At 69.8% G+C, this 2,272-nt stretch carries 3 protein-coding genes and 1 pseudogene; all 4 read left to right on the forward strand.

All coding sequences use genetic code 11. The features are described from left to right. On the forward strand, positions 1–177 hold a 177-nt coding region (locus ACZ5ON_RS35925; RefSeq protein WP_465601812.1), incomplete at its 5' end, for a His/Gly/Thr/Pro-type tRNA ligase C-terminal domain-containing protein. Between the two features lie 805 nt (positions 178–982). Then, a complete protein-coding gene (locus ACZ5ON_RS35930) occupies positions 983–1,486 on the forward strand; it encodes a hypothetical protein (protein ID WP_465601807.1) in 504 nt (167 codons plus the stop codon). Positions 1,487–1,597: 111 nt separating this feature from the next. Further along, positions 1,598–2,008 carry a hypothetical protein gene (locus ACZ5ON_RS35935; protein ID WP_465601810.1) on the forward strand — a complete coding sequence of 137 codons (411 nt, stop codon included), beginning with the start codon at positions 1,598–1,600 and terminating at the stop codon, positions 2,006–2,008. A gap of 36 nt (positions 2,009–2,044) precedes the next feature. Further along, positions 2,045–2,272: pseudogene (locus ACZ5ON_RS35940) on the forward strand (AAA family ATPase); the annotation flags it as partial.

A 2,272-nucleotide genomic window follows, 5' to 3' on the forward strand; every position in this document is an offset into this window, starting at 1 on the left:
ATCGGCAAGCGCTACCGCCGCCAGGACGAGATCGGCACGCCGTTCTGCGTCACCGTCGACTTCGACACCCTCGAGGACAATGCGGTCACCATCCGTGAGCGCGACACCATGGCGCAGGAGCGCGTCTCCCTCGAACAGGTGAAGCCCTACCTCGCCCCGCGCCTGACCGGCTGCTGACACGACACTTCCGGGCCCCGTACGCCGCGACGGCGTACGGGCCCGTGCTTTTGTTCCGGGCAGGCGCCAGGGGCTTCCGGTCAGCGGCGGGAGCGGGGCGTCTCGACGGTGATCGGCAGGCCAGCCGAGCGGAGCGCGGCCGTGGTGCTGTGTCCCGGCTCCCGGCACCAGCAGGCCAGCGATCAAAAAGGGCACGCCGCTGGCGTCGTGGACATGAACGCAACGCAATAGCCCAGCTCATGGCTCACACGAACGCAGCGGCAGTCGGAAAAGTGATCGTGTCGTCGCGAACCCGGATCACCGCCAGCGACTCGCGGGTGCGCAGGGCCACTCTGGCGACGGCGACCTGGCCAGCCTCATCCGAGCCGACTTCTCCATCGACTGAGCCACGGGCAGCGCCGCATCGGGCGGCGCTGCCCACCCGCGCCGACACGCACTCACGGTGCTCGGGTCGGAGCCCGCGAACGGTCGATGCCGGAGTGCCGCAGGTAGCTGGGATGCTGACGGCATGGACGACGAGGCGCTGATGAGAGGGCGGGTCTACGGAACCGACGCCGTCTCCATCGGCGACTTCCACCTCGCCACGGATACTGCCTGGCCGGCCGGGCCCGGTCCAGCGACGAACAGATGCTGGAACTGCTCACCCCCTTCGCCCCGCACCGCCACCGCGTGTGCCGACTCATCCGCCTCACCGGTGCCCGTGCCCCGCGCTTCGGCCCCAGACTCGCTCCGAACGACCATCGCCACCGCTGACGCCGCGGCCACCACCCCCGCCCCACCACCAGCCGCGCAGTACGGTCGCACCGTGAGCGATCAGCACCCGGCCACCTCCCTGGCACCGGACACCGTGACCCAGCTGCCCGTCGAGGACCTGGTCTACGAGGCCGCCGACGCCACCGTCCGCACCGGCGAACCAGAGCACGGGCAGCTGCTACTGGCCGAGCTGGAGCGCCGCAGCGACCACGCACTGTGGGACGCGGCGCTGGTATGCCTCGGACCGCTCTCCTCCCGCCCCGTCTACGGCCTTCCCGAAGAGGCCGGCGTGGACCGCCTGCGGCAGATCGCCAGAACCACGCCCGACGCGGTCACCGCCCTGGTCCTCGAACTCCAGGCCCGGCACCGCAGCTTCGGCAGGCAGGCCGCGCACCTGGTCTGGCAAGAGGCACCCGCCGACGACCGGCACACCGCCGTGCTCCAGCTGCTCATCATGCTGTGCTGGTCGGTCGGGTCCGAGCACGGCCGCCTGACCCCTGCGCACACAGTGTCACTGATCAAGAGCCTCGTCATCACACCCGGCGCCCCGCAGTGACCGAGGCGCTTGCCCGCCCGGGTAAGCACGACCGCCAACCGATAGTCCGACTTCCGCCTCCCCCGGCGGGTCGCGGACACACTGACCCGCCTAGCGTGGATTGCTGAGCCCATGGACACACTCAACCCCCGGCGGTTCCGCGACGACCTGGCCGACCTGCTGCGGGACCACTACGGCCCTCCCAGAGACCGACCGCTCCATCTCAAGGTCGGCAGCCAGCTGGCCCAGACACTAGCCAGCACGCTCCAGAACGGCTACTTCGAAGAGCTTCTGACCGCAGCCATCGAAGCCGACCGACAGTGGTGCGCCCCGGTACCCCCAGACTCTCCGACCAGCTTCTCCTTCCTCGTGGACACCGCGCTGCGCCGAGCCGTCCAGGACCCCGAAGAGATTCCGGAGATCAGAGTCGCCTGGCACACCCTGCTCGCACTCCACTCGACCATGGGGACCGGCTTCGCTCTCTTCGCCAGCTGCATGCGCAGCGCCGCACGGGAATCCAGCCGCGTCGCCGCCACCTCCTAGTGCTACCCCGCAGAAACACCCCCCGAAGCGGACTACGACGCGGCGGACGCACAGATCTTCGAGGAACGCGACCGCAGGATCGTCGCCAGGCTCACTACCGGACACAGCGCAGTCGCCGAGTCCACGAACGTCACCCCGCAAGCGCGTGCCCGACTCATCGCCATCGCCAGGCGCTTCAACGCCCCGGTGACCATGCTGCGATTCAACCCGGACGTCACCGACCTCCTCCAGCAACACGCGAGGCGAGGCCGCACCGACATCACC

The organism is Kitasatospora sp. NPDC032150 (assembly GCF_055579945.1).